This is a genomic window from Anaerococcus lactolyticus S7-1-13 (assembly GCF_000758765.1).
Taxonomy (GTDB): Bacteria; Bacillota; Clostridia; order Tissierellales; family Peptoniphilaceae; genus Anaerococcus; species Anaerococcus lactolyticus.
In genome coordinates, this window is the sequence record NZ_JRMW01000032.1 from 1 (window position 1) to 26,215 (window position 26,215).

Annotated in this window: 33 protein-coding genes and 1 tRNA gene; 7 read left to right on the top strand and 27 right to left on the bottom strand. The window is 33.9% G+C overall.

What is annotated here, in order from left to right; all coding sequences use genetic code 11:
- Positions 1-95: GTP-binding protein (locus tag HMPREF1630_RS04270; RefSeq protein WP_037327426.1), on the bottom strand; the 95-nt coding region annotated here is incomplete at its 3' end.
- 127 nt (positions 96-222) lie between these two features.
- Between HMPREF1630_RS04270 and HMPREF1630_RS04275 the strand changes: the two genes are divergently transcribed.
- Positions 223-298, top strand: a tRNA-Thr gene (locus tag HMPREF1630_RS04275).
- 71 nt (positions 299-369) lie between these two features.
- Here the strand turns inward: HMPREF1630_RS04275 and HMPREF1630_RS09710 are convergent.
- From HMPREF1630_RS09710 to glmM, 12 genes are all read right to left on the bottom strand, one after another.
- Complete coding sequence (locus tag HMPREF1630_RS09710) at positions 370-627, bottom strand: putative sulfate exporter family transporter (protein ID WP_407919090.1); 258 nt, start codon at positions 625-627, stop codon at positions 370-372.
- Between the two features lie 5 nt (positions 628-632).
- A complete protein-coding gene (locus HMPREF1630_RS09715) occupies positions 633-1,001 on the bottom strand; it encodes a putative sulfate exporter family transporter (RefSeq protein WP_081931870.1) in 369 nt (122 codons plus the stop codon).
- Between the two features lie 47 nt (positions 1,002-1,048).
- On the bottom strand, positions 1,049-1,492 hold the full coding sequence (locus HMPREF1630_RS04285) for a Fur family transcriptional regulator (protein WP_037327430.1): 444 nt from the start codon (positions 1,490-1,492) through the stop codon (positions 1,049-1,051).
- Between the two features lie 240 nt (positions 1,493-1,732).
- Positions 1,733-2,116 (bottom strand): 50S ribosomal protein L7/L12, encoded by a 384-nt coding sequence (rplL, locus tag HMPREF1630_RS04290; RefSeq protein WP_004828833.1) that lies wholly within the window; start codon positions 2,114-2,116, stop codon positions 1,733-1,735.
- A gap of 33 nt (positions 2,117-2,149) precedes the next feature.
- Positions 2,150-2,698, bottom strand: coding sequence for a 50S ribosomal protein L10 (gene rplJ / locus HMPREF1630_RS04295; RefSeq protein WP_004828832.1), 549 nt, complete (start codon positions 2,696-2,698; stop codon positions 2,150-2,152).
- Between the two features lie 197 nt (positions 2,699-2,895).
- Positions 2,896-3,609 carry a 50S ribosomal protein L1 gene (gene rplA / locus HMPREF1630_RS04300; protein WP_004828831.1) on the bottom strand — a complete coding sequence of 238 codons (714 nt, stop codon included), beginning with the start codon at positions 3,607-3,609 and terminating at the stop codon, positions 2,896-2,898.
- Between the two features lie 36 nt (positions 3,610-3,645).
- Positions 3,646-4,074, bottom strand: a complete 429-nt coding sequence (gene rplK / locus HMPREF1630_RS04305; protein ID WP_004828830.1) for a 50S ribosomal protein L11 — start codon at positions 4,072-4,074, stop codon at positions 3,646-3,648.
- 58 nt (positions 4,075-4,132) lie between these two features.
- Positions 4,133-4,711 (bottom strand): transcription termination/antitermination protein NusG, encoded by a 579-nt coding sequence (nusG, locus tag HMPREF1630_RS04310; protein ID WP_004828829.1) that lies wholly within the window; start codon positions 4,709-4,711, stop codon positions 4,133-4,135.
- Between the two features lie 7 nt (positions 4,712-4,718).
- Positions 4,719-4,901: a preprotein translocase subunit SecE gene (gene secE, locus HMPREF1630_RS04315; RefSeq protein WP_004828828.1), complete on the bottom strand. Its 183-nt coding sequence runs from the start codon at positions 4,899-4,901 to the stop codon at positions 4,719-4,721.
- An 8-nt stretch (positions 4,902-4,909) separates the two neighbouring features.
- A complete protein-coding gene (gene rpmG, locus HMPREF1630_RS04320) occupies positions 4,910-5,059 on the bottom strand; it encodes a 50S ribosomal protein L33 (RefSeq protein WP_004828827.1) in 150 nt (49 codons plus the stop codon).
- A gap of 86 nt (positions 5,060-5,145) precedes the next feature.
- A complete protein-coding gene (locus tag HMPREF1630_RS04325; protein ID WP_004828826.1) occupies positions 5,146-5,463 on the bottom strand; it encodes a hypothetical protein in 318 nt (105 codons plus the stop codon).
- Positions 5,456-6,805: a phosphoglucosamine mutase gene (gene glmM, locus HMPREF1630_RS04330; protein ID WP_037327434.1), complete on the bottom strand. Its 1,350-nt coding sequence runs from the start codon at positions 6,803-6,805 to the stop codon at positions 5,456-5,458. Before glmM ends, HMPREF1630_RS04325 begins: the two co-directional genes overlap by 8 nt.
- Positions 6,806-6,923: 118 nt before the next feature.
- Between glmM and HMPREF1630_RS04335 the strand changes: the two genes are divergently transcribed.
- From HMPREF1630_RS04335 to HMPREF1630_RS04345, 3 genes are read left to right on the top strand one after another with little or no spacing between them, the layout of a single operon-like run.
- Complete coding sequence (locus HMPREF1630_RS04335; protein WP_037327435.1) at positions 6,924-7,634, top strand: tRNA1(Val) (adenine(37)-N6)-methyltransferase; 711 nt, start codon at positions 6,924-6,926, stop codon at positions 7,632-7,634.
- The gene (gene rsmI, locus HMPREF1630_RS04340; protein WP_037327437.1) at positions 7,634-8,452 is read left to right on the top strand and encodes a 16S rRNA (cytidine(1402)-2'-O)-methyltransferase; all 819 of its coding nucleotides are present in this window, start codon (positions 7,634-7,636) and stop codon (positions 8,450-8,452) included. Before HMPREF1630_RS04335 ends, rsmI begins: the two co-directional genes overlap by 1 nt.
- Positions 8,453-8,460: 8 nt before the next feature.
- Positions 8,461-8,640 (top strand): hypothetical protein, encoded by a 180-nt coding sequence (locus HMPREF1630_RS04345; RefSeq protein WP_004828822.1) that lies wholly within the window; start codon positions 8,461-8,463, stop codon positions 8,638-8,640.
- 90 nt (positions 8,641-8,730) lie between these two features.
- On the opposite strand, the gene rpsU is transcribed toward HMPREF1630_RS04345, so the two are convergent.
- From rpsU to HMPREF1630_RS09230, 10 genes are all read right to left on the bottom strand, one after another.
- Positions 8,731-8,913, bottom strand: coding sequence for a 30S ribosomal protein S21 (rpsU, locus tag HMPREF1630_RS04350; RefSeq protein ID WP_004828821.1), 183 nt, complete (start codon positions 8,911-8,913; stop codon positions 8,731-8,733).
- Positions 8,914-8,954: 41 nt separating this feature from the next.
- Positions 8,955-9,296 carry a histidine triad nucleotide-binding protein gene (locus HMPREF1630_RS04355; RefSeq protein ID WP_004828820.1) on the bottom strand — a complete coding sequence of 114 codons (342 nt, stop codon included), beginning with the start codon at positions 9,294-9,296 and terminating at the stop codon, positions 8,955-8,957.
- A gap of 57 nt (positions 9,297-9,353) precedes the next feature.
- Complete coding sequence (mtaB, locus tag HMPREF1630_RS04360; RefSeq protein ID WP_037327438.1) at positions 9,354-10,652, bottom strand: tRNA (N(6)-L-threonylcarbamoyladenosine(37)-C(2))-methylthiotransferase MtaB; 1,299 nt, start codon at positions 10,650-10,652, stop codon at positions 9,354-9,356.
- Entirely contained in the window at positions 10,649-11,770 is a 1,122-nt protein-coding gene (gene dnaJ, locus HMPREF1630_RS04365) for a molecular chaperone DnaJ (protein WP_037327440.1), read from the bottom strand. The genes mtaB and dnaJ overlap by 4 nt, the downstream gene beginning before the upstream one ends.
- 96 nt (positions 11,771-11,866) lie before the next feature.
- Positions 11,867-13,681, bottom strand: a complete 1,815-nt coding sequence (gene dnaK, locus HMPREF1630_RS04370; RefSeq protein ID WP_037327441.1) for a molecular chaperone DnaK — start codon at positions 13,679-13,681, stop codon at positions 11,867-11,869.
- Positions 13,682-13,692: 11 nt separating this feature from the next.
- Positions 13,693-14,244: a nucleotide exchange factor GrpE gene (gene grpE / locus HMPREF1630_RS04375; protein WP_037327501.1), complete on the bottom strand. Its 552-nt coding sequence runs from the start codon at positions 14,242-14,244 to the stop codon at positions 13,693-13,695.
- 16 nt (positions 14,245-14,260) lie between these two features.
- Entirely contained in the window at positions 14,261-15,274 is a 1,014-nt protein-coding gene (hrcA, locus tag HMPREF1630_RS04380; RefSeq protein ID WP_037327444.1) for a heat-inducible transcriptional repressor HrcA, read from the bottom strand.
- 155 nt (positions 15,275-15,429) lie between these two features.
- Entirely contained in the window at positions 15,430-16,383 is a 954-nt protein-coding gene (locus HMPREF1630_RS04385) for a 3-hydroxyacyl-CoA dehydrogenase (protein WP_037327446.1), read from the bottom strand.
- A 60-nt stretch (positions 16,384-16,443) separates the two neighbouring features.
- Complete coding sequence (gene hemW, locus HMPREF1630_RS04390; protein WP_037327447.1) at positions 16,444-17,565, bottom strand: radical SAM family heme chaperone HemW; 1,122 nt, start codon at positions 17,563-17,565, stop codon at positions 16,444-16,446.
- Positions 17,558-18,418 carry a GNAT family N-acetyltransferase gene (locus HMPREF1630_RS09230; RefSeq protein ID WP_052039367.1) on the bottom strand — a complete coding sequence of 287 codons (861 nt, stop codon included), beginning with the start codon at positions 18,416-18,418 and terminating at the stop codon, positions 17,558-17,560. Before HMPREF1630_RS09230 ends, hemW begins: the two co-directional genes overlap by 8 nt.
- 105 nt (positions 18,419-18,523) lie before the next feature.
- On the opposite strand from HMPREF1630_RS09230, the gene HMPREF1630_RS04400 reads away from it, so the two are divergent.
- Both HMPREF1630_RS04400 and HMPREF1630_RS04405 read left to right on the top strand, forming a co-directional pair.
- Positions 18,524-19,006, top strand: coding sequence for an RNA polymerase sigma factor (locus HMPREF1630_RS04400; RefSeq protein ID WP_004828811.1), 483 nt, complete (start codon positions 18,524-18,526; stop codon positions 19,004-19,006).
- Complete coding sequence (locus HMPREF1630_RS04405) at positions 18,999-19,844, top strand: zf-HC2 domain-containing protein (protein WP_037327450.1); 846 nt, start codon at positions 18,999-19,001, stop codon at positions 19,842-19,844. The genes HMPREF1630_RS04400 and HMPREF1630_RS04405 overlap by 8 nt, the downstream gene beginning before the upstream one ends.
- A gap of 15 nt (positions 19,845-19,859) precedes the next feature.
- Here HMPREF1630_RS04405 and lepA read toward each other — a convergent pair whose 3' ends face one another.
- Both lepA and lepB read right to left on the bottom strand, forming a co-directional pair.
- Entirely contained in the window at positions 19,860-21,671 is a 1,812-nt protein-coding gene (gene lepA / locus HMPREF1630_RS04410; protein WP_004828809.1) for a translation elongation factor 4, read from the bottom strand.
- Between the two features lie 15 nt (positions 21,672-21,686).
- Positions 21,687-22,259 (bottom strand): signal peptidase I, encoded by a 573-nt coding sequence (gene lepB / locus HMPREF1630_RS04415; RefSeq protein WP_004828808.1) that lies wholly within the window; start codon positions 22,257-22,259, stop codon positions 21,687-21,689.
- Between the two features lie 146 nt (positions 22,260-22,405).
- On the opposite strand from lepB, the gene rpsT reads away from it, so the two are divergent.
- The gene (rpsT, locus tag HMPREF1630_RS04420) at positions 22,406-22,663 is read left to right on the top strand and encodes a 30S ribosomal protein S20 (protein WP_004828807.1); all 258 of its coding nucleotides are present in this window, start codon (positions 22,406-22,408) and stop codon (positions 22,661-22,663) included.
- A gap of 330 nt (positions 22,664-22,993) precedes the next feature.
- Here rpsT and holA read toward each other — a convergent pair whose 3' ends face one another.
- Together holA and HMPREF1630_RS04430 are read right to left on the bottom strand one after the other, a co-directional pair.
- A complete protein-coding gene (gene holA / locus HMPREF1630_RS04425; RefSeq protein WP_052039368.1) occupies positions 22,994-24,010 on the bottom strand; it encodes a DNA polymerase III subunit delta in 1,017 nt (338 codons plus the stop codon).
- A complete protein-coding gene (locus HMPREF1630_RS04430; protein ID WP_037327454.1) occupies positions 24,007-26,196 on the bottom strand; it encodes a DNA internalization-related competence protein ComEC/Rec2 in 2,190 nt (729 codons plus the stop codon). Before HMPREF1630_RS04430 ends, holA begins: the two co-directional genes overlap by 4 nt.
- Positions 26,197-26,215 lie beyond the last annotated feature (19 nt).

Here is a 26,215-nt window from a genome sequence, read left to right on the forward strand (position 1 = left end):
ATTGCTGCTGTTGTTGTTGTTTTACCGTGGTCTACGTGGCCGATTGTACCAATGTTAATATGTGGTTTGCTTCTTTCAAATGTTTGTTTGCTCATTAATTCCTCCTAATGTACTCATATACATTATTCTACCATATATGATAAAAAAATTCTATTAATTTCTACAAATTTATTATATTTTTGAACTTGTATTTACAAAATTAGCTTGTATAATAATAAATGTGCCGCTTTAGCTCAGTAGGTAGAGCGCTTCCATGGTAAGGAAGAGGTCCTCGGTTCAATTCCGGGAAGCGGCTCCATTTTTTTTGTAAATTTTTAACTATAAATTAAAAACGTCCTTGCTAAGTTTAATCAAAGCAAAGACGTTTTTTTATACCATTCCCATGAAATAAATAACTAATATTGCTACCATAACTACAAGTAAGGATATTATAAATCCATGTAGCATAGGATTGATGCCAGCTTTTTTCATATCCCTATATTTGGTATTTAAACCAATAGCAGCAAGGGCTGCTACCATCAAAAATTTCGATATATCTTTTAGGTTGCTTGATAATTCTTCAGATTTAAAACCTAGGGAATTTAGCATTACCATAATTAAAAATACAATTATAAAAAATGGAACGATTTAGCTTAGCATAAATTTCTTTTCAACATATTCATGTCCCATTTTTTTACTTCAAGTCTATGATGGATGAGTCTAAAAATTAATACTACAGAAATGATTGAAAGGCTCCTTGTAAGTTTTACCATGGTTGCAAAATCACCAGCTGCATCTGAGTAGGAAAATCCTGCAGCTACTACACTTGAAGTGTCATTTACAGCAGTTCCTGTCCAAAGTCCGTATGCCATATCACTTTGTCCCATTGCCCTACCCATAATAGGTACGGCAATTATCATAAACATATCAAATAAAAATGTAGCACTCATAGCATAGGCTATATCAGTATACTCTGCTTCTATAACTGGTGCTATTGCTGCAATAGTAGATCCTCCACAAATACCGGTATTTAGTCAAATAAAAAAGCGTTTATAAAACGCTAAATCTATTATTTACAATCAGGGCAAATCCCCCTGTAGATTACTTCAGTAGTGTCAATCGTATAATCTTTTAGCCTAGCAGGTTTTGCAATATCAGTTATTTCTAAATCTTCTATTTTTCCACAAACTTCACAAATAAAGTGACCATGACTAGGTTTTTTGAATTCATATCTTTTTGAAGTCATATTAAAATCAAGTTCTTTGACCAACTTATGTTTCACAAAAAGGTTCAAGCTATTATAAACTGTTGCTTGACTGATAACAGGATCCTTGCTTTTAAGATCCTTAAAAATCTTTTCTGCTGTTGGATGGATTGGATGGGTAATCAAATAATCCAAAATTAATAGCCTTTGGTGAGATATCCTGATTTTTTTATCTTGAAGGATTTTTTTTAACTTATTAAGTCTTTTTTCGTAGTTTTCATCCCTTAAACTTTCTATTAACTCATGCATATTCTCCCACACCTTTCTACCAGATAATATACGATAAAATGTCTATTTGTCAATCATTTGCGAATGATTCTCTAAATCAATCTACTAGTAAAAATATAATATAATTGCATATAAAAACAAATTATGCCTATAAACAAAGGTGTCTATATAAAAACATTATCTATTATATTAATTAAAAACAAAACCTCCTAACAACTAGCTAGGAGGTTTTCTAGGCTAAACCTAGATAAATTAATTAAATTATGCTAATTCTACTTCAGCGCCTGCTTCTTCTAGAGCTGCTTTAACTTCTTCAGCCTTATCTTTAGCAACACCTTCAAGAACGTTAGCTGGAGCTCCATCAACTAGAGCCTTAGCTTCTTTTAGTCCAAGACCTGCAAGATCTTTAACTACTTTGATAACGTTGATTTTAGATTGACCAGCTGATTTAAGAACTACTGTGAATTCTGTTTTTTCTGCTGCGCCTGCTGCTTCAGCTCCACCTGCTGCTGGTGCTGCTACTGCAACTGCTGCTTGAGCTGATACTTCAAATTCTTCTTCGATTGCTTTAACTAGTTCTGAAAGTTCAAGAACTGTAAGATTTTTGATTTCTTCTAATAAGTTTGTTACTTTTTCTGATGCCATTTTATTTCTCCTTAAATTTTAATTATTATTTTATTATGCTGCTTCGTTTTGTTTCTTATTTGCCACTTCATTAAGGGCAATAGCAAGTTTAGAAATTGTGTTGTTAAGATCTCCGGCAAGAGTTCTAATAGGTGCTTGTAATACATTTGCAAGCATTGAGTGTAATACTTCTGTAGCTGGTAATGTAGCTATTGCCATCATTTGTTGGCCATTTTGGTAATTACCCTCAACTATACCTGATTTCAAAACTAATTTTTCTTCATTTGCTTCTTTTTCTTTTCTGTAGTCAACTGCTATCTTTGGTCCGTCTACTAAATCATGTTTAGAAAATACTAGGGCGTTTGCTCCTTTTAGGTCTTCGATTAATTCATCATAACCTAGTTCTTGGAAAGCAAATCTCATCATAGTATTTTTGTAAACTTTATATTCAGCGTCTTTTTCTCTGAACTTGTTACGTAATTCTGTGATTTCCTTAACGTCCATTCCGTTAAAACCTACAAGTGTCACAGATTGTGAACCTTCGATTTTAGCTTTGATTTCATCAACTACTAGCTGTTTAGCTGCTATAGCTTTTTCGCTCACTTTTTCACCTCCTAAGGCTAATGGTAGGCATATAAAAACCCCACTTTATATAGACACCTTAATAGCGCCTACATCGGTGGGGATGTAGTTAATTTCTCCCACCTATACGCAATTATTAAACATTGCTGTCTGCGTAGTCTTTGGTAGCCTGTTTATTTGACTTATATATTATATCACCAATCTAATAATATTGCAAATTATTTTGTTTCTACTAATTCGCTTGCCCTGCTTGCTTGTAATTTTACACCAGGACCCATTGTAGATGCAACTGTGATTGATTTGATATATTTACCCTTTGCTGCTGCTGGTCTTGCCTTAACAACTTCTGTTATTAGAGCTTTTATGTTTTCAGCTAGTTTGTTTGCTCCAAATGATACCTTACCAGCTGGTACGTGGATTAAGTTAGCCTTGTCTGTTCTATACTCAACCTTACCTGCTTTGATATCTTCGACAGCTTGTTTAACGTCATTTGTAACTGTACCAGTTTTTGGGTTTGGCATTAAGCCTTGAGGACCAAGTACCCTACCAAGTCTACCTACTGTAGCCATCATATCTGGTGTAGCAATTACTACGTCAAAATCTAACCAACCATCTTTTTGGATTTTTTCAGCATATTCTTCGTTACCTGCATAGTCAGCACCTGCTGCTAGTGCTTCATCTATTCTATCGTCTTTTACGAAGGCAAGTACTTTTTGTACCTTACCAGTACCGTGTGGCAAAATAACTGTGCCTCTAACTTGTTGGTCAGCATGTCTGCTGTCAACACCTAAGCTAAAGTGTAGTTCTACAGTTTCATCAAATTTCGCCTTTGCAGTTTTTTCAACAATTTCAAGTGCTTCGTTTAATTCATATTCTTTAGTAGAATCATATAAAGCTTTTGATTCTATATATTTTTTTCCTCTTTTAGCCATTTAATACCTCCTGTGGTCAACGAGTAAACTCTCCCACTAATCTTCTACAGTGACTCCCATACTTCTTGCTGTTCCTGCTATCATGCTTACTGCAGCTTCTAAGCTTGCAGCATTAAGATCTTCCATCTTAGTTTTAGCAATTTCTTCAAGTTGGCTTCTCTTGATTGAGCCAACTTTATTTTTGTTTGGTTCACCTGAACCCTTTGCTAGGTTGATAGCTTTTTTGATTAATACTGGTGCTGGTGGTGTTTTAGTTATAAATTTGAATGTTCTATCCGTAAAAATAGTCATTTCAACCGGTATAATCATTCCAGCTTGGTCAGCTGTCTTAGCATTAAATGCTTGAACAAATTCCATTATGTTGATTCCATGAGGACCTAATGCGGTTCCTACTGGTGGTGCTGGTGATGCAGCTCCTGCTGGTACTTGTAGTTTTACTATCGCTTGTATATCTTTTTCTGCCATAATTTACCTCCTTGTGGTGATTCGGGTTACCCCTCCCACTATTTAGACAGTACTAAATTTATTCAATATCACTATATTCTAGGTCTATGAGTGTATCACGACCGAACATATCTACGTATGCTTTTATAATGCCCTTTTCATTATCAATTTCATCAATCTTTGCAACAAAGTCTTTGAATGGGCCAGCAATGATATTTACGTCATCTCCTGGTTTTACTTTGATATTTAATACAGGTTCTTTTTCCTTTACGCCGAATTTTCTCACTTCAGCCTTTGTTAATGGTACTGGATCCCCATCTGGACCAACAAAACCTGTAACACCTTGGGTGTTTCTAATTATATACCAAGATTTACTTGTAACGTTCATTTTGACCATTACATAGCCAGGGAATAACTTTCTTGTCTTTACTTTCTTGTCGTTATTCTTAACCTCAACATACTCTTCAGTTGGCACAGTCACATCTACTATATCTGGGTTTTGCTCATTGTCGATCATCATTTGAATCTTATCAGCAACCCTATTTTCATAGCCAGTATAGGTGTGAACTACATACCACCTTGCTTTTTTTTCTATTTCGGTTAATAAAGCTTCTTTTTCTTCTTCCTTATTGGTTTCAAAGTTTAAAGAATCAGTCATTGTCCACCTACAATATTGTTGATAGTAGGAAATGGAAAATCTTATCAAGAACCCAGATAGCAACACCTGTTGTTGCACTGATGGCGATTACTATTAAAGTATACTCTAATGTAGTCTTCTTGACAGGCCATTGGATCTTTTTGTATTCTTTACTTACTCCAGCGAAGAAAGAATCTTGTTTCTTAGCCATTTAATCTCCTACCTTGTTTCTTTATGAACTGTGTGTTTTTTGCAGAATGGGCAGTATTTTTTAAGCTCAATTCTCTCACTATGATGGGTTTTGTTTTTTGTTGTATCATAGTTTCTGTTTTTGCATTCTGTGCATTCTAATTTAACTTTAACTCTCATAAAACACCTCCTATTTGTTTATACGGATACTTCCATACAATCATATATATTACCTGTTAAGTCAACTCTTGTCAACACCTTGAGATTTAATTTAAGAGTTTTCTTACGAATTCTTCTCTTTTTTTGACAAGTAGTTGTCTAAGGTCATCTAAATCATGGTTCGAAAAGCAGCAATCACTATAAGAAAGAAGAATATCTTCAATGTCATCAAATTCATAGAGACCTTCTTCTTCAAACCTTCCTAAGTATTCATCTTCCCTGTCATAATACACAAGAGGTGGATAGGCCTTAATTTTTGATGTATCAAAGACAACATAGGATTCTTTTGCGTAAACCCTACCCCTCACAATTAAAAAACTCTCTCTTATATCAATTTCTCTTCCACTCTTACAATCCTTAATCAAGGCTTAGGCCATTTTCCTTAATGGTATTGACTATTTCCATAGCAGAATCATTTGCAATTTTTTCTGTCTCAGCTTCTACCATTACCCTTATAAGCGGTTCTGTTCCTGATTTACGAACTAAAACCCTTCCTGAATTTTCAAGTTCTTTTTCTATTTTTTCAACACTCGCGCTTACTTTTTCGTTGTCCAAAACAGTGTTTTTATCCTTTACTCTCACGTTTATTAAAACTTGAGGGTAGATTTTAAGGTCACGAACTAGGCTCTTTAAATCATTTTTTGATTCAATCATAGCTTCCATTATTTTTAAAGAAGTTAAAATGCCGTCGCCTGTATTGGCAAACTTCTTTATTATAATATGACCTGACTGCTCCCCACCTAATTCTATATCTTTTTCGTACATACGGTCGTGGACATTTTTATCGCCCACATCTGTTTTTTCGTAATTAATTCCAAGTTTATCAAAGGCCTTATAAAGACCAATATTTGACATTACTGTTGTAACAACAGTATTAGAATCAAGAGCTCCGTCCTTTTTCATATAATTTGCTAATATATAAAGGATGGAATCTCCATCAATCACATTTCCTTCATTATCAACAGCTATACACCTATCACAGTCTCCGTCAAAGGCAAAACCAAGGTCTAATTTATTTTCAACTACATATTTTCTAAGTCCATCTATGTGAGTTGAACCTGCATCCTTGTTAATGTTAAAGCCATTTGGCTCTGCATTTATCAAAAATGTATCCGCACCTAGGGCATCATAAACTGGTTTAGCTATAGTAAAGGCAGCTCCATTTGCGCAATCAAGTCCGACCCTAATTCCCTCAAAGGACTTAGTAACTGTCTGGATTAGATAAGCAATGTACCTATTACGACCCCCGATATAGTCAACTGTCCTTCCAATTTCTTCGCCGACAGCTAGGTCAATATCTTTAATATCAGAATCTATATACTCTTCGAGTTTGTAGAGAAAATCATCTTGCATTTTCTCCCCGTATTTATTTATAATTTTAATTCCATTGTCATAATATGGATTGTGGCTTGCTGTAATCATAATTCCACAATCAAAATCCTCTGTTCTTGTTATATATGAAACTGAAGGAGTAGGTGTGACGTGTAAAAGATGGGCATTTGATCCTGATGAGGTTATACCAGCTGATAGGGCATCTTCGAACATATATGAAGATCTTCTTGTATCCTTACCAATTAGAATTTTACCAGAGCCATTATTCTTTTTAGAAAAATAATCCCCAATAAACCTACCAATTTTAAAAGCATGGTAAACATTAAGATTTTTATTTGCCTCGCCTCTAAAACCATCTGTACCAAAATATTTCATAATCTCTCCTTTCAAGATTAATTTACTCTTATATTATACTTCCAAGATAGGATTTTTAGAAATAAGTCACCGAGATTTTAACGATTTTAAATTTATAAATATCTGATATAATATAAGTATGATAAAGTTAGATTATATTCCAAGAACAAATTTTAAAATGATTCACATAGACGGCGCCTATTCCTTTGGCATCGACTCAATTCTGCTAGCTGATTTTGCTAAGATGAAAAAGAACACTATTCTTCTAGATATAGGTTCTGGCAATGGGATTTTAGCCATGATGGCCAAGGGTCTGTATGACTTAAAAAAAGTCTATGCTGTCGAAATCCAAAAATCCAAGGCGAAAATTCTAAAAGAAAATTTAGACCTAAATGCCATAAAAAATATAGAAATAATAAATGAAGACTTAAACAAAATTAATTTTAAGGAAAATAGCCTTGATTACCTTATAACAAATCCTCCCTACTATAAAATCAACCAAAACATCAAAAATAAGGACAAAGAATTCCTCATATCTAGGCAAGAACTATACCTAAACTTAGATAATATATTTTCTTTCGCAAACAAGACCCTAAAGGATAAGGGCAAACTTTTTATGATTCACAAACCAGAAAGAATGGTAGAAATTTTTAATGAGTCGGGAAATTTGAAACCAAAAAGAATCCGTTTTGTATCATCTACCTACGATACCAAGCCACAATTTATCCTAATAGAATTTGTAAAAAATGCTAAAGATGGCCTTAAAATCGAAAATCCGATCATAATCTATAAAGATGGCACCTATACCGACCAAGTAAAAAAAATAAACGGAACTTATAAGGAGAACTAATGGACTACCAAATATACTTTGTGCCAACACCGATTGGCAACCTCGAAGACATGACCCTAAGGGCAATAAATACATTAAAGAAAGTCGACCTCATTGCATGCGAAGACACCAGAGAATCTAAAAAACTCTTAGACTTTTACGAAATTAACAAACCCTTAACTTCCTACCACAAATTTAATGAGCAAGCCAAAAGCAAAGAACTAATTAAAAAGGCTAACGAAGGAGTAACAATAGGAGTAATTAGCGATCAGGGTATGCCTGGTATGTCTGACCCTGGCGAAATCTTAATAAAAAAATGTATAGACAATAATATCTCATATACAATCCTACCTGGCCCAAGTTCAATACTTACAGCCCTAATAGGCTCAGGTCAAGACATGTCAGCCTTCACCTTTTATGGATTTATCGGCAAAAAATCTAAAGAGAAAAATGAACTTTACGAGAAATTAAAAAACGAAGATAAAACTTCGATAATATTTGACTCGGTCCACAACCTACCAAAAACAATCGAGGACTTCAAGAAAATTTTCCCAGAAAGAAAATTAACCATAGCAAGGGAATTAACAAAAAAATTCGAAGAATATAAGACCTATACAATTATAGATATAAATCCAGAAGAAATTACCCTTAAGGGCGAATTTGTCCTAATTTTGGAAGGCAAAAAAGAAGAAGAGTCTGATGATATTTCTTATTTTGACGGCAAAATAAAAGAAATGATTAGAGATGGCAAATCGACCAAAGAAATCGTCAAAGAAATTAAGAAAGAAAGTTCTTTTTCTAAAAACGAAATTTATGAATATGTAATTAATTTTGAATAGGAGATTTTATGCTGAAAAGTAAAAAGTATTTAAAAATAGGATTGGCAATGATTCTAATAGCAGTATTATTCGTATACTATGCCTTACATCATCCAGAAGCGTCCTTTCCATGGCCTAATAGTATAACATATACCATTTACATGACCTATCTTGCCCTAACTATTTATTTTATAATTAAAAAAGATTGAAGTATAAACCAAGAGTCCTAGATAGAATAAAAGTCTGGGACTTTTAATTTTGCCATAAAAAAACCACCCACATCGTGGATGGTTAAATTATTATTTTCTTTTTCTGTTTTTTCTTTTAGCAGCGTCGTTTTTCTTTTTCTTAATAACGCTTGGTTTTTCGTAGTGTTCTCTTCTTCTGTATTCAGAAAGTACACCGGATCTTGCGCATTGTCTTTTGAATCTCTTAATCGCACTGTCGATTGATTCGTTTTCTCCAACTCTGATTTCTGTCATCTCTATCCCCCCTCTCGTATATGCACTAGTTTAAACTTAAATCAGCCTGGTGGCCATTGTAGGCTTCTATCGCCAAGAACATGGAAATGCATGTGAGGTACAGTTTGTCCTCCATCTTCTCCTATGTTATTGACAATCCTATATCCGTTATCAGCTATGCCCTTTTCGCGAGCAATTTTTCTGATTGCCAAAAATATCTTGCCTATCAAATCACTATCAGACTCATCGAGAGTTTCTAAACTTTGTATGTGCTTTTTTGGTATAACAAGAAAATGGATAGGTGCTTGTGGATCTAAGTCGTCAAATGCAATTAACTCATCATCTTCGTAGATTATCTTAGAAGGAATTTCTCCATCTACAATCTTACAAAATACACAATCCATACTTCACCCCCATTAATATATATGTTACCACAATTATTTTTAAGAGTAAAGTTTTTATTAACTTATTTCACCGATTAATTCATCATTTATAAGTCCAGTGATTTTTACATCGTAAATTTCATTTGTTGGAAGGCTTGGATTTTCCACATTTACCCTTAAATAATTGGTTGAATATCCTGATTTAAAGCCAGCCATGTCAGATTTTTCTTCAAATAGAACTGATAGGGTCCTACCCACTTGATTTTCCAAAAATTTTTCCCTATTTATTTTTTCAATTGCTTCTAAATCTTTTAGACGCTCTTTTTTAACATTTCCATTAACCTGGCCCTTCATTGTTGCTGCTCTTGTCCCATCTCTTTTTGAATATTTGAATAAATGGGTTTTGGCAAATTTAATATCCTTTACAAAAGCCATGGTTTCTTGGTGGTTAGCTTCTGTTTCTCCAGGAAAACCAACAATTATATCTGTGGTTAATCCAGCGTTTGGGAATACTTCCCTAATTAAATCCGTTTTTTCCTTAAATATTTTTGTATCATACTTCCTGTTCATAGCTCTTAGGACATCATCTGACCCTGATTGTAATGATAAGTGAAAGTGGTCACAGGCCTTTTTTGTCGCCTTCATTCTTTCAAGGAAGTCTCTGGTAATGTGCCTTGGTTCCATTGATGAAAGGCGAATCCTTTTAATACCATCAACTTTTGCTACATTTTCAATTACATCTATTAAGCTAATTCCGTCTTTGAAGTCCTTGCCGTAGCTTGCAACGTGGATACCTGTTAGGACAATTTCCTTAAAACCATTTTCTGCTAGTCTCTCAGCTTCTTTGACAATAGAATCCATTGGACGACTTACGACATTGCCCCTAGCATAAGGAATCAAACAATATGAGCAATACATATTGCATCCGTCTTGGATTTTCATATAGGCCCTGGTCATTTCTGTTTGGTTTGAAATTTCTAAATCTTCAAATGATTTTTCTTCCGAAACAGATATTACTTGATCAATAGCTTCCTTATTTTGGAGCATGTCTTCGCAAAGGTCAACGACTTCTTCCTTATTTCTTGAGCCTAGGATTATATCAACGCCTTCGATATTCGCCACATCTTCTGGTTTAACCTGAGAGTAACATCCCATTACAGCTATAATGGCATCAGGATTATCTTTCCTAGCCCTAGATATCATCTGACGACTCTTTCTATCTGACATATTGGTAACTGTGCAAGTATTTATGACATAGACATCTGCATTATTTTCTTTTCTTTCAAAACCTCTTGCCTTAAAAATTTCCTCAACAGCTTCTGATTCGTATTGGTTAACCTTACAGCCAAGAGTTATGATATTGTACGTGTTTTTCATTCAAAAAAGTCCTTTACTTTGTCAAAAAACGACTTTTCTTCCCTAACTTCACTTCCACTTGCTTCTGCGTAGGCTTTTAGGGCTTCTTTTTGCTCTTTAGAAAGCTTGGTAGGTGTTACGACCTTGACGTAAAAGTATAAGTTACCTGTCCTACCTGTCCTCTTATCTTCGATTCCTTCATTCTTTAGGGTAAATCTCTCACCAGTTTGAGTTCCTGCTGGGATTTCAAATTCGACAGATTTTCTAAGGGTTGCTACATCAATTTTTCCACCAAGAGCTGCTGTTGGAAAGCTAATTGGCATTTCATAATAAATATCAAGGCCATCTCTCTTAAATATTTCATGGTTGGCTACCCTAAGAATCACATAAAGGTCACCATTTGGACCACCATTTTCTCCAACATGTCCCTTACCTGATAGCCTAATCACATTATTATCTTCAACACCTGATGGAATATCAATTTTGATTTTTTCTGACTTATATTCCTTGCCTGTACCCTTGCAATTTTTGCATGGTTTATCTATTGTTTCACCTGTACCATGACATTTAGAGCAGGTTACAGTCCTTGACATAGTCCCAAAAGGTGTTCTTGATACTTCATTAACTACGCCTTGACCATGACAAGTTGAACAGGTATGAGTTTCTGATCCTTCGTCAGCTTTTGATCCGTGGCAAACATGACACTCTTCCTCACGTCTTATTTGTATCTCCTTGCTTGTACCAAAGGCTGCCTCTTGAAAAGTAAGATTTACTACCTGTTGGATATCAGCTCCCTTACTAGGCCTTTTCCTGTTTGCTCCATAGCCTTGGCTAAAGACATCTCCAAATAAATCTCCAAATATATCGCCAAAACCACCAAAGCCTCCACCAAATCCACCATTAAAGCCAGCTCCTCCATTTTCAAAGGCAGCTGCTCCGTAGGTATCGTATTTTTGTTTTTTATCTGGATCTGAAAGTATTTCGTAAGCAAGGTTTGCTTCCTTAAACTTTTGTTCAGCTTCTTCATTATCTGGATTTAAGTCTGGGTGGTATTTTTTCGCAAGTTTCCTATATTCTCTTTTTATTTCAACACTTGTCGCAGTTCTTTCTACTCCAAGCACTTCATATGGGTCTCTCATATATCCTCCAATCACTAAAAAAAGCTATTTCACTAGGAAATAGCCCCTTTTATCAATTGTTTTTATTATACTAGCTATAGTAAAACTTTCAAAAGATTATTCTTCATCTTCGTCGATTACTTCATAGTCAGCATCAACAACATCTTCATTGCTTGCGCCGTTAGTTCCTGCGTTTGCTTCGTTTGCCTTATACATTTTTTCGCTTACCTTGTAGATTTCGTTGGTCAACTCTTCTGATAGGCTCTTAATCTTGTCTATATCGTTAGCTCCGATTGCTTCTTCAAGTTTTTTAGCCTTAGCTTCGATATTTTCTTTATCAGCGCCTTCAAGCTTAGCGTCTTCTACAGTTTTTCTAGCTTGGTAAACTAGGTTTTCAGCATTGTTTTTAGCGTCTATGTCATCTTTTTTCTTCTTATCTTCTTCAGCAAATTTCTCTGCTTCCTTAATTTTCTTATCAATTTCTTCTTCTGATAAGTTAGATGAAGATGTAATTGTTATTTTTTGTTCCTTGCCAGAACCTTGATCTTTTGCTGTTACATTTACAATACCGTTAGCATCTATATCAAAAGTTACTTCGATTTGTGGCACACCACGTCTTGCTGCAGGGATACCTGTTAATTGGAACCTACCAAGGGTAGTGTTGTCTGCTGCCATTTCACGTTCACCTTGAACTACGTGGATGTCTACTTCTGTTTGACCATCTGCTGCAGTTGTAAAGATTTGTGATTTCTTTGTTGGGATAGTTGTATTTCTTTCGATTAGTTTTGTAGCAACTCCACCAAGGGTTTCAATACCAAGAGAAAGAGGTGTTACATCTAGAAGTAATAGGTCTTTAACTTCACCAGTTAATACACCACCTTGGATAGCTGCGCCGATTGCAACTGATTCATCTGGGTTGATATCTTTTTGTGGTTCTTTGCCGATTATTTTCTTTACTAATTCTTGAACAGCTGGCACCCTTGTAGAACCACCAACTAATAGAACCTTGTCAATATCAGATGCTGATAAACCTGCGTCATGAAGAGCATCTTCTACTGGTTTTCTAGTTTTTTCTACTAAGTCGTGAGTTAATTCATCAAATTTAGCCCTTGATAGGTTGATGTCTAAGTGGACTGGTTGACCATCAACAGCTGTGATAAATGGTAGATTTACATTTGTTGTAAGGGTTGAAGATAATTCCTTCTTAGCCTTTTCAGCTGCATCTTTAAGTCTTTGCATAGCTGTTAAATCTTTTGTTAGATCAACTCCAGATTCTTTCTTAAATTCACTTGCAAGATAATCTACAACCGCATTATCAAAGTCATCTCCACCTAATTTGTTGTTACCTCTTGTAGCTAATACTTCAAATACTCCATCACCTACTTCTAGGATTGAAACATCGAAGGTACCACCACCAAGGTCATAAACCATAATCTTAGATTGGTCAGTTTCCTTGTCCATACCATAAGCAAGTGCTGCTGCAGTAGGTTCGTTTATAATTCTGTCTACTTTAAGACCTGCGATTTGTCCAGCATCTTTTGTTGCTTGTCTTTGAGCATCTGTAAAGTAAGCAGGTACTGTAATTACAGCGTTTGTTACCTTATCATTCAAATAAGCCTCAGCGTCTGCCTTTAATTTTTGAAGAATCATTGCTGAGATTTCTTCTGGTGTATATTGTTTGCCATCAATTTCAGGGCTTTTCCAATCATGACCCATCTCTCTTTTAACTGATGATATTGTTCTGTGTGGGTTGGTGATTGCTTGTCTTTTAGCTGTTTCACCTACCAATCTCTCTCCATCTTTTGAGAAAGCTACAACTGATGGAGTAGTTCTATTACCTTCGCTATTTGGAATAATGGTTGGTGTACCACCTTCCATAACAGCTACTGCTGAGTTTGTTGTACCTAAGTCAATTCCTATAATTTTTGCCATAATTTTTCCTCCTACTTGCTTACCTTAACCATAGCTGGTCTAAGGACTCTGCCGTTTAATGTGTATCCTTTTTGGAATGTCTCAATAATATAATCTTCTTCAACTGTGTCATTTGCTTCTGTCATGACTGCATGATGAAGATTGTGATCAAATTTTTCGCCATCTGAAGCAATTTCTTCTAGCCCTTCATTTTTAAGGGTCTTGAGAAGTTCATCTCTTGTCATAATAACTCCCTTAACAAATGGGTCTTCTGGGTCCTTATCCTTAAGAGCCCTATCAAAATTGTCTAAAACTGGCAATAATTTTTCTACCAAAGAACTTGATGCAAACTTCTTAAAGTCTGCCTTGGCCTTTTCTTCTCTTTGCTTGTAATTTGCAAAATCAGCCATTAGTCTTTGATATTTTTCTATATATTCGTTATTTGCTGAAGAGTCTTTTTCGTCATCAACTATTTCTGCATCGACAACTTCTTCATCAACTTCTTCTGCGATTTCATCTTCTATATCTTTAATATCTTCGACTTCTTCGTCGATATTTTCATCTTTTTTAATATCGTCTGCCAATTCATCCACCTTCCTCTTATTGGTTTAATAAATCTGAAACTAGCTTGATACTTTCGATAACTTCCTTATAATTTATCCTAGTTAAACCTACAACACCGATTGTACCAATAGTGTTTTCATCTACCTTAAAATATGAAGTTATGATTGTATTTTCTTTTAACTGGTCGATCTCGTTTTCTTCGCCGATAGTAATGACAAGATTCTTATCATTATTATCAGCTAGAAAATCTGTAATAATGTCTGGGCTTTCAAAGAGATTGATAAATTCCTTAGCCTTAACTATATCATCAAATTCCTTGAAGTTGAAAATATTACCCAAACCCTCTATCTTGATTTCCTTACTAGAATCTTTATTAGATTCATTTTCCATCTTAGTTTGGATTACATCGAGTAAATACTTATAATTTAGATTTAACTTTTCTTCAATTTTTCTTATCTTATCAGGCAAGTGCAAAATATTTGAACCTATAAGTTCTCTTTGCAAGAGATTGTTTAAAAATTCAAGATCACAAGCTTCTATACCATAATTTAAGTGGATAATGTCATTTACTATCAAGCCATTGTCATAAACTACTATCAAAAGCAAGGAGTAATCATTTACCCTAAGCATTTCAATATTAGAAATTGATTTGATTTGATTTTTGTAAGTGACTGATACTGCTGTAAGATTAGTTATTCCAGCCAAAATTTTTGTCGCTGAATTAACTATATCACTAGCATTATTGTATCTTTTATCCAAAGTCTTTTTTAATTTGGTAAGGTCAGGTCTTGATTTTTTCTCAATCAAACCATTTTCTAATAGGTAGTTTACAAAAAACCTATAACCCTTGTCTGATGGGAGCCTACCGCTTGAAGTATGAGCCTTTTTTAAGAGACCTTTTTTCTCAAGGTCACTCATGTCGTTTCTGATAGTGGCAGCTGATACATCAAAAGAATATTCATCAGCCAAGGACTTCGAACCGACCGGCTCTCCTCCCAAGATATAAGAATTTATGATAGTGAAAAGTATCTGCATTCTTCTATCTTTCAAAGTCTTTCACTCCTTTTAGCACTCTTTACTTCCGACTGCTAATAATAATATACTAAGTTAGTAATAAATGTCAAGTTAATTTAATATCAAAACTTAAATTATTATATGACGCAATTTTTTTCAAAGAAAAAGTGGCATATAAGCCACACTTATCCTTATTTATACTTATAAAATCCTTCTCCAGTTTCAACTCCCTTAAGTCCCTTATCTAGCATTTCTTTTAGCTTGATATAAGCCTTGCCTATTGGGCTTGATGGATCATTTGCAGCTGGATTTGCACTTAATACATTAACCACAGTTGTAATACCAACTATATCCATTATTTCAAATGGGCCTTTTGGTGAACCAGTACCTATTTTCCAGTCCATATCAATGTCAACTGGATCTGCTACACCCTTACCATAAAGGACTAGGCCAGCATTTATAACAGGAACTAAGATTGAATTTAGGATATAGCCTGGTTGTTCTTTTTTGATTGCAGCTGGATACATCCCAATTGTTTTGGCAAATTCGATAACTTCCTTGAAAACTTCATCGTCTGTCCTATCGTGTTTCATAACCTCTGCGAGGTTTTGCCTGTGGATATTATTTGCAAAGTGAAGGCTTAAGAACCTTTCTTCCCTGCCAGTGTATTCCCTAAACATAGATGGAAGAAGGGTTGAAGAATTTGTCACAAGGATTGCATCTTCTTTTAGGTATGGGGCAATTTTTTCATAAAAAGCTTTCTTTTGATCAACAACTTCTGCAATTGCCTCTATGACTAAATCTGCGTCTCCAAAAGCTTCTTTAAGATCTGTTGTATAGGTAAGACCCTTGTAGGCTTCTTCATTTGCTTCTTTTAATTCTTTTATTTTTTCTTCTGTAATTTCTTCTTTTGATGCAAAAAATGATCTTGGGAAATTTGGATTTTTTTCTCCAATATAAGTTGGGGCAAGGTCTAATTCTTGCTTATAAATTTCATGAAGACGGTCAATCCTTGGTTTAATTCTTTCGATTGAATCATCTTTCCTTCCCCAAATAGTTACATTATATCCGTGAAAAGCTACGGCATAGGCAATTTGAGCGCCTAGTACACCGCCACCTGCTATGGTTACTTTTTGTATATTCATAATTAACTCCTTAATTTTTTATATTTTTTATATACCCAAAAATATAAAAAATAATAAGTTTTAAATTATTTCAACAAAAAATTCATTAGAAAGACTCATACCTTTTTTTGTAAACCTAATAGCTGAGTCTATTTCAAAGAATCCATCATCTCTAAATTTACTTATTTGCCTTGCATATTTTTTTAGGAAGTCTACCCCATACCTATTCTTAAATTCCGATAAATCAATACCTTCACTTTCCCTTAGCTTAAAGATTATATATTCCTTTTCATTTTCATTTTTATCAATAAAATCCTTATTAATGATAGGAAGCTTATTTGCTTTGAGCATCTTATCGTAAATGGCTAGGTTTGGTGTATTGTTGTACCTAAGGTTAGAAAGATAACCTGCCGCGGCAATTCCCAAACCCAGGTAACCTTCCTGGTTCCAATATTTTTTGTTGTGAAAGGACTCAAAACCCTTTTTAGCAAAATTTGATACCTCATAACGGTGAAGACCAACTTTTTCAAGTTCATCTATTAAATATGAAAAAATATCAACTTCTAAATCATCGTCCATCAAGGAAAGCTTGCCTTGTTTATCAAGGGCATAAAATTTAGAACCCTTATCCAAAATTAAGGAATACCAAGAAATATGGTTGGGTTTTAATTTTTTAACCATATCTAAATCTCTTTTAACACTAGAAAAGTCTTGGCCCGGCAAATTTAGCATAAGGTCAAAGGAAAGATTTGTAAAACCAGCCTCCCTAATCATTTCTATATCTCTGATGGCTATTTGGCTAGTATGGTTTCTGCCAATATTTTTTAAAACCTCATCATCAAAGGACTGAACTCCCAGGGAAATCCTGTTAATTCCTAAGTCCCTATAAATTTTTAATTTCTCCATATCAAATGATTTAGGGTTTGCTTCTATGGTAAACTCCTTGATATCGTGCTTAAACTTATAGACTTCTCCGATAATTTTTTCAATCAACCTTGGATTTATATAGGAAGGAGTTCCCCCACCTATGTAAATCGAATCAATTATCACATCCATCCTTTCCCTATAGAGTCTTATCTCTTTTATTAAATTTTCTACATAGGGTTCAATCCACTTTTCAAGGTTTGGAAAGGCAGCAAAATCGCAATAGTAGCACTTTTTTTCGCAAAAGGGAATATGGATATAAGCTCCGACCCTATTCATCTTTACCAGTCACTTCTATCAATAAGACCCTAGCAGCTGACCTTGCTATAATCTTAAAACCCTTGCCTTTTTTTATCCTTAGAGCATCAGCTGGGAAATATGTGTATTCCTTCTTATCAGAAATCACCCTGACCCTACCCTCAATCACAACTATATAATGGGAATGTTCAGAGTTTTGAGGCACAAATTCATTTTCCTTCTCAAAATATAATCTCTTAATTATCTCGCTAGAAGATTTTAAAACCAATTCCTCTCTAGCTTTTAAAGGTTTCTTCTCCTCCACTTGCCCAGTTTTGTTATTTATATAATCTTCTTTTGTGAAAATTGTTTGGTGAACTGGTGCTAAAATTCCCATAGGAACTTTTACAACATGGCTGCCATAATAAGTAAAGCCAAGCTTCTTTTGAAAATCCCTAGACTTAAAATTATTCCTAAAATAACCTGCTGAAATATAATCAAGGTCCAAATCTTCAAAGGCATATTTCATAAGAGCTTTAGCAGCTTCTGTCATTAGCCCCTGCCTGTGAAAATCTTCGCTTAAGACAAAACCAATTTCCTTGCCCTTTTTATCCTTAAATTCTTGATAAAATTCAGCATCTACTGGGTGCAGGCCAATAGAGCCTATGACTTTTCCATCTTTTTCTATGGCAAGAACGTCCTTGTTTTTCTTAAATCTTTCTAAAACTTTTCTGGTATCATCTAAACTTTCATGGTGAGGCCAACCAGCCATTTCTCCAAGACCAGGGGTCTTAGCATATTGGTAAAAATCTTCTAAATCACTATCTCTAAAGGTCCTCAAAAGGAGCCTGTCAGTTTTAATTACTAAGTCAGTAAAATCAACTTTAATATCCATATATCCTCCTTTACTCTGCTAGGAATACTATACAACAATGGAATTTTTTTTAAAAATTTTGTAAGATATGATTAAGTTATTTGTCTACTATATGAAGGAGGAACCATGGATATAGAAAAAATATATAGGATATATTTTGATGATTTATATAGGTTTTTGCTATATCTATGCAAAAACAAGGAAGTCGCCCAAGATATATGTTCGGGATCTTTTATAAAGGCAATGAAAAATATAGAAAGAATAGATGATGATAAAGTGAAATCCTACTTATTTCAAATAGGCAAAAACACCTATTACAACTATTATAAGAAAAACAAGAGGATTTTACTCACAGAAAATATCGAAGATTTCGACTTAGCTTTAGGATCTTTTGAGAAAGATATTTTAGAAAAAGAAAGTCTATCTATTTTGGAAAAAGCGATAGATAAGCTTGAAAATCCTTATAAGGATGTCGTAAGGCTCAGGCTTAACGACTTATCTTTTAAGGAAATTGGAGAGATTTATAAGAAAAATCAAAACTGGGCCTGTGTTATCTACCACAGGGCCAAGGAGCAATTAAAAAAATTAATGGAGGAAAATAATGAATAATTGCCAACTTATAAAAGATTTACTTCCCTTATATAAGGAAAATCTTTTAAGCGAAGAATCAGTTAAATTTGTAGCAGACCATTTAAAGTCTTGCCCTAAGTGCAAGAAGATATTGACAGATGAAATCGAAATTAAAAATGAAAATACAAAGCCCCTAGATTTTGTAGAAAAAAGGATAAAAAAAGAGACTAGATTTTTCACCCTAGCAGTGGTCTCGCTTATCGGATCAATACTCATTTTTATCATATCTTATCTAAACATGCCTAGGCATATTGAATATGAAAAAGACTTGTACAAAGTTTACAGGGGCGATGACATTTACACAGTAGAATTTTCTGATAAGGTCAGCGGGATAGATTACACTGATACAGAAGATACCATCTACCTAGACGCCTACACTACAAAGTATGATGAATTTTTCAATAAAGAAAGACCTAAAAAATCACTAACTTTTCACAAAGATGAGATAAAAACTGTTCTCTACCAAAACCACGAATCCATGCCAAAAATGGTTATAGGATCTGGAGAAGTTCGACAGACTCTCCTTCCAAGATTAATCTATGGATTTTATGCAAGAATTTCAATTATAGGATTTGTATTTCTTAGCCTGCTAATAGCCCCAATAGAAAAATTTAAGAAAAAATCTATAAGTTTACCAATAAAAACAATATTCTTAGGATTTCCTCTTGCACTTTTCCTTGGTATCCTTGCAGTAAAAGGAATAAATACAGCTAGCTTTTATCCAACAAGCGATTTTAAATACATTTTATTATTAAGTCTAGGGATTTATCTATTTTTCATATTTTTAAGTATATTCAAAGAGCAAAAAAGGATGTAAGTTCACATCCTTTTTTTATTCATCATCTAATTTTAATACTGATAGGAAGGCATCTTGTGGCACTTCAACGCTACCAAGTTGACGCATCCTCTTCTTACCTTCTTTTTGCTTTTCAAGAAGTTTTTTCTTTCTTGAAATATCGCCACCGTAACACTTCGCAATTACGTCTTTTCTAAGAGCTTTTACAGTCTCTCTTGCAATAATTTTTCCACCTATAGCAGCTTGGATTGGTACTGCAAATTGTTGTCTTGGAATTTCATCCTTTAATTTTTCAACAATACCACGTCCCCTAGCATAGGCATTATCCCTATGAACAATAAGTGATAGGGCATCGACATTTTGTTCATTGATGAGGATATCAAGTTTAACAAGGTCTGAAACTTGATAATCTTTTACTTCATAATCCAAAGAGGCATAACCCTTGGTTCTAGATTTCAAAGAGTCAAAGAAGTTATAAATAACCTCACTTAGTGGAATTTTATACTTAATTGACACCCTATTTTCATCTATATAAGTCATATTTATTAAAACACCACGTCTTGATTGAGCAAGATCCATAACTTGACCAATGTAGTCTTTTGGTGTGATTATTTCAGAAATGGTTACAGGTTCTCTGATATATTGGATTTCTGTAGGGTCAGGAAAATCATTAGGGTTTTGTAATTCCTTTTCATCATCCACACCCTTTAGCTTTATTTTATAAATTACAGACGGAGCTGTTGCTATGATATCAAGGTCATATTCTCTTTCTAGTCTTTGAGTAATAATATCCATGTGTAAAAGTCCAAGGAAACCTGCTCTTAAACCAACACCTAGGGCCTGAGAATTTTCTTGCTCAAATACTAAGGCCGCATCATTAACCTGGAGTTTTTCCAAAGAATCTCTTAATTTATCAAAAGACTCTCCCTCAGCTGGGTAAATACCTGAATAAACCATAGGTAAGACTTCCTTATAACCTGTAAGTGGTTTATCAGTCGGATTATCTACAGTTGTGATTGTATCTCCTACCCTCGCATCCTTAACTTGCTTGATAGACGCTTCGATAAAGCCAACGTCGCCACTTCTTAATTCTTTTGTTGCAACTCTTCCCTTTGATGTGTAGCCAACTTGGTTTACTTCAAAAACCTTGCCAGTATTCATCATCTTAATCTCATCACCAGGACGAACCACACCTTCAAAGACCCTTATATAGCAAATCACCCCTACATACGAATCATAGTAAGAGTCAAATATAAGAGCCTTAAGAGGCTTATCATCATGATCTTCAGGAGCAGGAATATTATTAACAATATCCTCAAGCACGTCATCAATATTTAGACCAGTTTTGGCAGAAACTAAAGGTGCCTTATCCGTATCAAGACCGATTTCATTTTCAATTTCAAGCTTAACTTCATCAACCCTCGCACTTGGTAGGTCAATTTTATTTAAAACTGGAAGGATTTCTAAATTTTGTTCCAAAGCAAGATAGGTATTAGCTAAGGTCTGTGCTTCTACACCTTGACTAGCATCAACAACAAGAATAGCTCCTTCACAAGCCTTAAGAGATCTTGAAACTTCATAATTAAAGTCTACGTGGCCTGGAGTATCTATTAAATTTAGGTCATATACCTTTCCATCATCAGCCTTGTAATGAATTTTAATCGACTTTAATTTAATAGTAATCCCACGTTCTTGCTCAAGTTCCATATCATCAAGCATTTGCTCTTTTATATCTCTCTGACTGATATTTTCGCTCTTTTCAATGAGCCTATCAGCAAGGGTCGACTTGCCATGGTCAATATGAGCAATAATAGAAAAATTTCTAATATTATCTTTTCTCTTTGTCATATAACTCCTACTAATTTAATTATCATAAGGATGGTTATCAATCAAACCAGCATCAGCAAATGGATAAATCCTGAAAAATGCGTGGCCCACAATTTCTTCCTTGTAAATCTTACCAAAATCTCTAGAATCATTTGAATTGACCCTATTGTCACCAAAAACCAAGTATTCCCTGTCACCTAAAATCCAACTAGTCTGATCAGTCTTGGCTGGAGTTTCATCAACTGGGACATACTTCTCTTCAAGTTTTTGGTCATTTACATAAACAGCCCCATCCCTTAGTTCAACAAGGTCCCCTGGGGTGCCTATTACTCTTTTTACATAAAGTCTATTAGGAAAATCAGGCGCATGTAAAATAACAATCTCTCCCCTGTGGAAATCTCTAAAATGCTTGCCTATTTTATTAACCATAAGCCAATCACCACTATGAAGAGTATTTAACATTGATTTACCAGAAACTATTGTAGCATCGATAATAAATTGCTTTACAAAAATTGTAATAGCAAGGGCTATAAGGATAGTTTTAACCCAATCCCACACGATATCTAAAAGCGAATCTTCTTTTTTATTTTTTATATTTTCTTCTTTCATTTCTAACCTCTCATTTCTTATTAATTATATACTAGTTGACCCTAATTCTCAAAAAAATTTGCTTAATCTAAATAAAAACTTGAGCTTTTAATCAATATATGGTAGAATACATAAGTCAAGCAAAAAAAGAAGAGAGGTGAAAACAGATGGCAAATATTAAATCAAGCCAAAAAAGAATTGAAGTTGCTAAGAGAAACAACCTTAGAAACAAGGCTAGAAAATCAGAAATCAAAACTTACATCAAAAAGTTTGAAGCTTTAGTAGAAGCTGGCAACCTTGATGAAGCAAGAGAAATCTTTAAAGTTGTTGATAAGAAATTAAAACAAGCTGAAAGCAAAAATGTTATTCACAAAAACAGAGTAGCAGCAACAGCATCAAAGTTAGCTAAAAAACTAAACGCATAAGAAAAATGAGTGATAATCAGTAATGGATCCCGACATATGACTACTGATAATCACTCATTTTAAATGTAGTAAAAAATTTTGCAAACAAAATTTTTTACGGTTTTCACAATTTATCAAGCAACGAGGTTGTGAAGAGAAATTGATGAAAAACATTATGCAGCGGAGAAAAAAGGACGCGATGAATTTTATCCCGAGCGAGGTCGAGGGAAGAAGCGTTCTTTTTTCGTAGTCGCAAAATGTTAAAATTTTTTTACTAAAGTATCAGACCTTCCAGCAATTTTTTCAATCAATAAGTTATAGTTATATATAAAAAAGAGTGGTCTCCCACTCTTATTTTGTCCCCACAAAGGCAACAAGCTTCATTAGTTCGCCTTTCATTTCAAAACTCTCTGACTTGGACCTAAGTTCCATATCCATTAACCTATCATTGATATCTATCAGACTATCCATGCTATAATTTTTTATATTAGCCTTTGCCTTTCTCAATTCAAAAGATCCAATTTTACTAGCTTTCATTATAAAACTGTCGTTGAAATTTTGATTGCTCAAACTTTTTACTGTTGTTAGTATCCTAAATTGCCTAATTAGCATGTGGTAAATCATAAATAAATCTTCGCCTGATTTTTCCATCAAAAGCAAGGTTTTAAAGGCTCCTTTTATATTTTTACTTGCTATCGCATCTGTTAAGTTAAATATGTTAAGATTTAATACCTGATCTAATTGATCTTCTATATCTTCTTTTTTAATAATTTCATCAGTAGAATTTGAAATAATCTTATCAACAGAGTTTACAATCTCAAACAAATCAATTTCGCTATTATAAGCCAGATATGAAAACCTATTGATAATCTCATCTATATAAATATTTGAAATTTTTTTCTTATTTTTTATAAATCTCCTGCCAATAAATGACCTGAGTTCATTGTTATTTAACCTGTCAATTACAACTATTGTCCCATTTTTAGAAATCTCCTTATAAAATTTCCCTTTAAAAGGAGTTGTATCTGAAAAAATCAAAAGTGTCGCATAGGATGGAAATTTTTTTGCATCTTCTGCTAGCTTTTCTAAAATGATATTATAATTTTTAACCCCATCCTTGGATAAATCAATATTTTGCCAAATTATTATTTTTTTATCTTCCATAACAGGATAAGTTTCATAAGAATTTTTCATGGTTTCAAAGTCTGTCTCACCTTTTATTTTTATGAGGTTAAAGTCCTTTATATTAATAAGTCTTTCCGCTTCTTCGATTATTGTTGTATTTAAATATTCTTCTTTTGAGTCAAATAAATATATGCCTGCCGTTTTAAAATTTACAAAATTTTTGAAAAACTCTATATATTTCACCTAAAAAATCCTCCTTTCAAGTATTTTTCCACCTTCACTCTCCCCTTATAAAAATTAATTTTTACAAGTCCATCTGTTTGAGTGTTATACTTTTTTATTTTTCCTACGTTATTAAGAGCTTCCTTGCTTGGATGACCATAAGAATTGTCCCTGCCAGCTGAAATTAAAACCATTTTAGGGTCTACTTCTTTTATAAATTTCTTAGAAGACGAATGAGCTGAACCATGATGGGATAATTTTAGAATATCTGCCTTAACCCTTAATTTATCCTCATAAGTCGAAGACAAATCACCCATAGTCAATATCTTATTGCCCCTAATATCAATTACCAAGCCAAGTGACTGATCATTTTTCTCAATGACCCCATCCGTCCCATCATAAACGCAATGGATGTTTCCTTCTGATAGTTTGAAATCATCGCCTTTTTTCATAAATACAGGCTTGTACTTATGCTTAAATTCTTTTGATACCTTATCATCAGTAATAATATTTTTAACCGTAAAGTTTTTTCTTAAAATATCAAGATTGCCTGCATGGTCAGAATCTTCGTGGCTAATAAAAGCTGCTTCAATTTCTTTGATGCCAATGCTTTTTAAATATGGGACCAAAATCCTCTCGCCTGAATCATAATCCTTATACTTAGGACCCCCAACATCTACCATATAATATTTTCCCTTATCATTTAATAAAAAGGCGTCGCCCTGGCCGATGTCAATCATTTGATATTCTATAGGTCTATCAAGATTTCTTACTACAATTGAGATAAGGACAATGGCAAGGGCCATTTTCAAAAATCTTCCTAAGTTTTTCTTAGTTTTAATATTTGTAAGTACAAAAATTAAGACAAAAAGAAAAAGACTAACAAATATACTTTCCGCCATAAATTCCAAGGTAAAAATTCTAACCTTGCTGAGAACTACTGTCATATTTATTATTGATCTTATTATCATATCTAGGATTATGAAACCTGGCTTTAATAAACTTCTTAGGACAGGATATAAAAATATCAGACAAAAAATAATATACATGGCAATCTCAAACACCGGCACAACTAAGAAGTTTGCAACTATACTTAGGAAATTAAAATACCTAAAATAATATACACTAAAAGGCAAAACAGCAAATTGAATACTAGTTGTAAAGGCGATATTATTTCTTAAAAAACCTTCTTTGAAATATACCTTAAGTCGTGGATATATCTTGTAAATTGCAAGCATGGTCATGAATGACAGGATGTAGCCTGTATTTAAAATAGCAAAGGGATTTATAAATAAAATCAAAATTGCCGCTACCATCAAGGCCTTGACCCTATCAACACCCCTCCTTAACAAAAATCCCAAAAAGATGATTGTACTTACTATCAAAACCCTGAGAATTGAATAAGCAAAGCCAATTATATAGGCATAAATTAGAGCAAGGCTTAAGGTGAATACCATGGATTTTTTATAGGAAAAACCAATTATCGATAAAATCGAAACCATAAAGGTCATTAACAAGTCAAAATGAAAACCAGAAATGGCGAGGATATGTGCAAGACCCAACTTGTTTATATCTTCCCTATCAAAAAGATTGTCAGCCAAGGTTATTGAAATAACAAAATCAGCTGAATCTTTTGATAAATTCTTCCTGAAAATCCTATTTATATAGGCTGTAAATCTCCTCCTAAGTCCAAGGAAAATATCACTAGACTTTAACCTACTTACCTCAGGATTTAATTTTCTCGGCTTAAATTCAAGTCCTACCCCCTTAGAGATGGCATAGAGCCTGTAGGAAAATAAATTTGGATTAGTGTTTGTATTTACTAATTTCAAATCCCCCTGGCATTCCAATTTATCTCCAATGTCAAAGTCAGCTTCATTAAACATAAAGGCTTTTTGCTTGCTTTTGTCGATTTTTATTGTATATCTAAAGGAATTTTTGCTCTTCTTCTTATCAATAATAGTAAAACCTATGTTTACGTTAGATTTCTCCCTAGGATTAATACTGGAAAATTTAAAGCTCGCCAAAGAAAATCCAAGTAGGACTGCAAGAAAAAATATGGCATAGTCCTTGCTTTTGGCATATGTAAAAAGGCAAAGTGCACCTAGAGTTCCTGCTAGATAAAGGATATTTATATTTTCAAAATTAACAAAGCCCAATATTCCAAGGATTAGACCCAGAAGAATAAAGGCGATTCTTTTTTTCATAAAAACCTCTATTTCATTA